The sequence below is a fragment of the Candidatus Atribacteria bacterium genome (genome assembly GCA_011056645.1).
Lineage (GTDB): Bacteria > Atribacterota > Phoenicimicrobiia > Phoenicimicrobiales > Phoenicimicrobiaceae > Sediminicultor > Sediminicultor quartus.
Map to the genome: position 1 here is coordinate 1 of DSEL01000084.1, position 5,847 is coordinate 5,847.

Below are 5,847 nucleotides of genomic sequence, written 5' to 3' on the forward strand. Positions count from 1 at the left end.
CTCCAAGATAAGGAGAAAGCCAAACCCAAGATGCCCAACCAGATAAAACCGGATAAAGAACAGATCATTCTCAACTATATAATAGCGTATCCTACTCATGGACCCAGAAGGATTGCCAATGAACTAAGCCAGCAAGAAATTATCATCAGTGATACCGGTGTCTATAAGTTCTTGAGAAGAAAAAGCCTGAATCGTCGTCTTGACCGGCTCTTCTATGCTCAAGAGAAATCAGATAATCCGGTGGTCACCGAAAGGTATCTAAGAGAGATAGAAAAGAGACAAAAGGTACATATCAGTGCCTTTTATCCCGGTTATCTCTTCTGTCAGGATACCTTCTATGTCGGTACCATTAAGGGTCTAGGTAGAATCTATCAGCAGACTGGCATCGATGCTTATGCGGGCTTTGGTTTTGCCAAGGTCTACACCGATAAGATGGCCATAAGTGCGATTGATTTCATGGAAACAAAAGTATTGCCAATATATGGAGAGTTTCATATACCTCTGGATAGAATCTTGACCGATAACGGCAAGGAATATAGTACCCATTGGGCAAATGGCAAACATGAATACGAGACATACTTAGAAATACATGGCATTAGACATACCAGGATTAAACCGAGGATGCCTCAAAGCAATGGGATGGTAGAAAGATTCAATCGTACCCTACTGGAAGAGTTCTACCAGATAGCCATGATCAAGAAGGTCTATTCCTCTTTATCCGAGTTACAGGATGATCTGGATCAGTTTATCACTTATTATAATTTTAAAAGAACCAATCAGGGTTACAGGTTAAAGGGTAAAATCCCTTACCAGAAATTCTTTGATGGTAAGCGAAAATATGCTTTACCCGAACCCTTATAGATAGTATTATATTTCTATAGGGAAGAGCACAAAGTGTAAACACCACTTGAAAGTAATACACATAATATAAAAAATAAGATAATAAATGAAAAGAAAATATATTTTGATATTTTTCAGAAGAATAGCAGGAAAAAAAGTCTTGGTGGAGAATACTATAAAAAAAGAGAGGAAATACAAATGGAATTAAAGAAAGTGAGAATGGAATTCCCTGAAGATGCCAATATAATTATTGGCCAAACTCATTTTATTAAAACCGCGGAAGACCTCTATGAAGTAATGGTTAATTCGGTACCGAATATAAAATTTGGTCTGGCTTTTAATGAGGCTTCAGGTCCATGTCTGGTAAGAGCAGAAGGAAATGATTCCCAATTGAAAGCTCTAGCTATAAAAAATGTAAATGATATTGGAGCAGGACATGTTTTTGTCATTGTTTTAAAAGACGCTTTTCCTATCAATGTATTAAATGCCATAAAAAATTGCCCTGAGATCTGTTCTATCTTCTGTGCTACTGCTAACCCGGTAGAAATAATTATTGCTCAAACCGATTTGGGTAGAGGGGTATTGGGAGTTATTGATGGAAACTCACCAAAAAATATAGAGACAGACAAAGATGTTCGGGAGCGAAAAGAATTTCTGAGAATGATTGGATATAAGCTTTAAATTTTAAATATAGTATATAGTATCGAGTGAAGAAAAAAATAAAAGGCGGAAGTCGAAGATAATAGTATCGTGCATAGTTTTTGGTGAGTAGAGTGATTGATAATGTTTAATAAGTGACGAGTGATGGTAGGGGTTCGATTCATCGAACCTCTAATGAACAACCAAATAATGAGTTGCCACGCTTCGATAAATTGAAGCTATGACTATATACTAACGACTAACGACTAATTTAATTGGGAGATTGGCCAATTGGTAAATTGGTGAATTATATTATAAAAGGAGTGAATTTACTATGAGCAAAAAACTTTATAGGTCAAGAAAAGATTATATGATTGGTGGTGTATGTGGAGGGATTGCTGAGTATTTTGAAATCGATTCTACTTTAGTTCGGTTATTGGCAGTATTAGCTGTACTTATAGGAGGAGGAGGTATTGTAGCGTATATTATTGCCTGGATTATAATTCCCAAGAATCCCGATCAGGTTTCTGATGAGACTTTTGAAGCGAGAGAAAATATTAAAGAAAAAGTTAAAAAGGGTGCAAAGAATGTGATTGAAGAGGTTAAAGAACATTTTGAGTCAGAAGAACCTTCTCACAGATCAGATAAAAATAGGAGGATTTTAGGAGGCATAATTATCGTAACAATAGGTTTAATCTTTTTGTTGAACGGTTTTTTCCCCTGGGTAGGCTGGAATAAACTATGGCCGATAATTTTAATTGCCGTAGGTATAATTATGATGGTCCATGCTTTTAAGAAAAAAGATTAAATAGTGATGTTATTAAATGAAAGAATAAAAGAATTGGGAGAAGAAATTGGTATAGATATCATCAGAATTACTCATACTGAAAGCTTTCCGGAAGCAGAGAAGCATATTATTGAAAATATAGAAAAAGGTTATATTCCTAAAAATGATTTCTACACCTCTAAAAATAATTCCTCAATTAACAATCAACTAAATCTGAATAAAATTCGCAAAAGATGTAACCCTAAGAGTATTCTAAAAAAAGCGAAATCTATAATTAGCGTTGCTCAGTGTTATTTAATAGAGGAGACAAAAAATATTCAGGATAAAGGTCAACCTTTGGGCGAAATTGCAAAATATGACATCGCTAATTTTTATTATGATGTAAAATTAAGACTAAAAAAAATAGTTGACCTCATAGTCCAAGAGACTGACTTTAAATATAAATCAAAAAATAAGTCTTGCTATATATCTTTAGTAGAAAAACCGATTGCTCAGAGAGCCGGATTAGGCTGGTATGGGAAAAACGGAATAATTATTACCGAAAGATTTGGTTCGTGGGTAGTTTTGGGAGAAATAATAACTGAATTAGAATTGGAAATAGATAATTCACTTCAACGAGATTGTGGTAATTGTACGATATGTATAGATCAATGTCCGACTAAGGCACTTATTTTCCCTTACGTAATTGATCGAACTAAATGCCTTCAGTTTATTTCGGAAAGGTCAATGAATGTGCCCTTGGTTTTTCGGGAAAAATGGAGAAATAGACTGTATGGCTGTACAACTTGCCAGGAAGTTTGTCCACAAAACCGTAAAGTAAAACCTAAAAAATATAAACCGGAATTTGGATACATCGGTTCTAAAATTCCCTTAATACCCTTATTGCAATTTACTGAAGAGGAATTTCAGCACTATTTCTCTTTTAATCAGATTGCTATGAGACCAAAAGAAGCAATTAAAAGAAATGCTGTCTTAGCTTTGGGAAACATTGGTGATCCTCGGGCTGTTATTCCCTTGATTAAAGTTTTAAGGGAAGAAGATAACCCAATGTTAAGAGGACATACCGCTTGGGCTTTGGGAAAAATTGGAGGAGAAAAAGCAAAACTGGCTTTAGAAAAAGTTCTAAAGAATGAGGAAGATAGAGAAGTAAGGGAAGAAATTATAAATGCCTTGGAGATGTTTTAATAGTAATAAGCAAATGTAGGGACTTGATTCATCAAAACCGTCTTGGGTCGAATAAATCCGACCACTACAAAAAATCTATAAACATATACAGAATTTTTATTATATTTTATCTTTTAAAAAGAGATTAAGGGTAAAGTGGAATAAAGTTGTAAATTATTAAAGATAAGAATTTTAATTATAATACTATACGCTCTACGTTGCACACTATATGCTATTAAAGTTTTTCGGTTTTTGTTTTAAATTTTCAGTTTAACAAGATTTGCATTTTAGTAGGAAGGATATAATATAAAAATGATTCAGGTAGAGGGATTGACAAAGATATTCCACGATAGAAAAAGGGGTAAGATCATTGCAGTTGATAATTTACAATTTAATTGCCAAAAAGGTCAGGTATTCGGACTTTTGGGTCCCAATGGAGCAGGAAAAACAACCACTTTACGTATTTTAGCCACCATGATACTTCCAACCAAAGGGAAACTAATGATAAATGGTCTTGATGTGGTAAAAGATGCAGCTAAAGTAAGGAGAGAGATAGGATTTTTATCCAGCGAAACAGGATTATATGACCGTTTTACCCCCAGGGAAACCATCTTATTTTTTGGTCGGATTAACGGGATGGAAGATAAATTAATCGAAAAAAGAATAGCTGAGATTTTTCACAATCTGGAAATGGAAGATTTTCAGGATGTCAGGGTAAATAAACTTTCTACCGGAATGAAACAGAAACTATCTATTGCCAGAAGTATGATTCATAATCCATCTGTATTAATTTTAGATGAACCCACAGTGGGATTAGATATAATTACGGCTAAAGCAGTACTTGAATATGTCAAAAGTTTTAGAGATCAAGGAAAATGTATAATCTATTCTACTCACATTATGCGGGAAGCTGAAAAATTATGTGATAGGATTGCGATTATTCATCAAGGTAATCTTGTCGCTCAGGGAAGCTTAGCTGAATTAAAAGAAAAGTCTTCATTTGATGATTTAGAAGAAATATTTTTTGAATTAATAAATCAGGGAGAGAATTGAGAATGAACAGGAAAAATATCAAGCTTATATTTATTAAGGAATTACTGGGAACCATAAGAGATAAAAGAACCATTATTGCTATGATATTAATTCCTTTAATCTTTTATCCTCTCTTATTTACAGTAATTAGTTATTTTAATCGGTTAGGAAGTGTAAAATCTGAAGAAGCTGCTTCAAGGGTCATGATAGATGGTGCGGAATTTGCTCCTCAATTAGTAAAATATCTCCAGGATTATGAAAAGTTCGAAATTATTATCCTAGAAGACGACTCTCCCCATAAATTGCAAAACGGTGATATTCAGGCAGTTTTGGTAATTCCTCGCGATTTTGAATATAAAATTGAAAAGGAAGAACCAAATAAGCTCGTTTTAAAATATGATACTACAGAGGCTAAATCAAGAATAGCAAAGCAAAGAATTGATCAAATAATTGAAAAATACAAAGGTGAAATAGTTTTACAAAGGCTTGCTAGCCTGAATTTAAAAGAGGAATTTCTTACTCCGTTAATTCTACAAGAAGAAAATATAGCTACTGCAGAAAAAATGACCGGTTCATTTTTAGCAGTTTTGCTTCCTTATTTAATTATAATCCTTATCTTTACCGGTGCAATGCATACTGCTATAGATATAACTGCCGGAGAGAAAGAAAGAGGGACTATTGCTACTCTCTTAGTCAGTCAGATAAGCCGATTAGAGATAGTATTGGGTAAATGCTTTGCCGTGATGCTAATTTCTTTTGTCAGTATGGTTTTGGGGTTGTTCGGTCTTTTTATTGCTTTTTTATCAGGTACTTCTATTACCGGGGGTATTGAGGAAGTCCAATTTGGGATATCAACGAATATTATCTTTTTACTATTTTTAGTTTTATTTCCTTTGGTTGGTTTGGCCAGCGCAGTATTGGTAATGATCGGACTATTCGCCCGCAATATTAGAGAAGCCTCGAGTTACATTACCCCCATCTATATGCTGACTATCTTTTTAGGAATAATTTCTATCAGTCAGGGAATGGAACTGACCGGCAAAATGTTTTTAGTACCGGTATTAAATAGTAGTTTTGTTTTCAGAGAGCTATTGATGGGCAAGATTTACTGGAATCATATTATCACTACTTTTAGTGCGAATATGATTATTGCCGGAATTGCTTTATTCGGGGCTACTCGTCTCTTTAACAAAGAAGAAGTACTTTTTAGAAGTTAAACGGTAATAATATAAAAATAATTGATGAAATTAAAGAATTAAATGAAGAGGGTGTAACTTTGTGAGAAAAGCCCTTGTTTTTATATTTTTAATACTTATATTTTTTTTATTTATAATCATTTATGAAGATGATGAAATTGACCAAAGAGATGATTATAGAGAAAAAAG

The 5,847-nt window shown here is 33.8% G+C and carries 6 protein-coding genes; all 6 read left to right on the forward strand.

Annotated features, from left to right (window positions below):
- The first annotated feature begins 30 nt into the window (after positions 1–30).
- The 6 genes from ENO17_03330 (at position 31) to ENO17_03355 (ending at position 5,679) form a co-directional block, all read left to right on the forward strand.
- Positions 31–861 carry a transposase gene (locus ENO17_03330; protein HER24069.1) on the forward strand — a complete coding sequence of 277 codons (831 nt, stop codon included), beginning with the start codon at positions 31–33 and terminating at the stop codon, positions 859–861.
- Positions 862–1,038: 177 nt separating this feature from the next.
- Entirely contained in the window at positions 1,039–1,521 is a 483-nt protein-coding gene (locus tag ENO17_03335) for an adenosine monophosphate-protein transferase (GenBank protein ID HER24070.1), read from the forward strand.
- Between the two features lie 292 nt (positions 1,522–1,813).
- The gene (locus ENO17_03340; GenBank protein ID HER24071.1) at positions 1,814–2,287 is read left to right on the forward strand and encodes a PspC domain-containing protein; all 474 of its coding nucleotides are present in this window, start codon (positions 1,814–1,816) and stop codon (positions 2,285–2,287) included.
- 3 nt (positions 2,288–2,290) lie between these two features.
- Entirely contained in the window at positions 2,291–3,451 is a 1,161-nt protein-coding gene (queG, locus tag ENO17_03345) for a tRNA epoxyqueuosine(34) reductase QueG (protein HER24072.1), read from the forward strand.
- 291 nt (positions 3,452–3,742) lie between these two features.
- Positions 3,743–4,483 (forward strand): ATP-binding cassette domain-containing protein, encoded by a 741-nt coding sequence (locus ENO17_03350; GenBank protein ID HER24073.1) that lies wholly within the window; start codon positions 3,743–3,745, stop codon positions 4,481–4,483.
- A 2-nt stretch (positions 4,484–4,485) separates the two neighbouring features.
- Entirely contained in the window at positions 4,486–5,679 is a 1,194-nt protein-coding gene (locus ENO17_03355; GenBank protein HER24074.1) for an ABC transporter permease, read from the forward strand.
- Positions 5,680–5,847 lie beyond the last annotated feature (168 nt).

Coding starts and splice junctions, on each gene's coding strand:
- ENO17_03340 (HER24071.1), top strand. CDS start 1,814: ATGAGCAAAAAACTTTATAGGTCAAGAAAAGATTATATGATTGGTGGT.
- ENO17_03350 (HER24073.1), top strand. CDS start 3,743: ATGATTCAGGTAGAGGGATTGACAAAGATATTCCACGATAGAAAAAGG.
- ENO17_03330 (HER24069.1), top strand. CDS start 31: ATGCCCAACCAGATAAAACCGGATAAAGAACAGATCATTCTCAACTAT.
- ENO17_03355 (HER24074.1), top strand. CDS start 4,486: ATGAACAGGAAAAATATCAAGCTTATATTTATTAAGGAATTACTGGGA.
- ENO17_03335 (HER24070.1), top strand. CDS start 1,039: ATGGAATTAAAGAAAGTGAGAATGGAATTCCCTGAAGATGCCAATATA.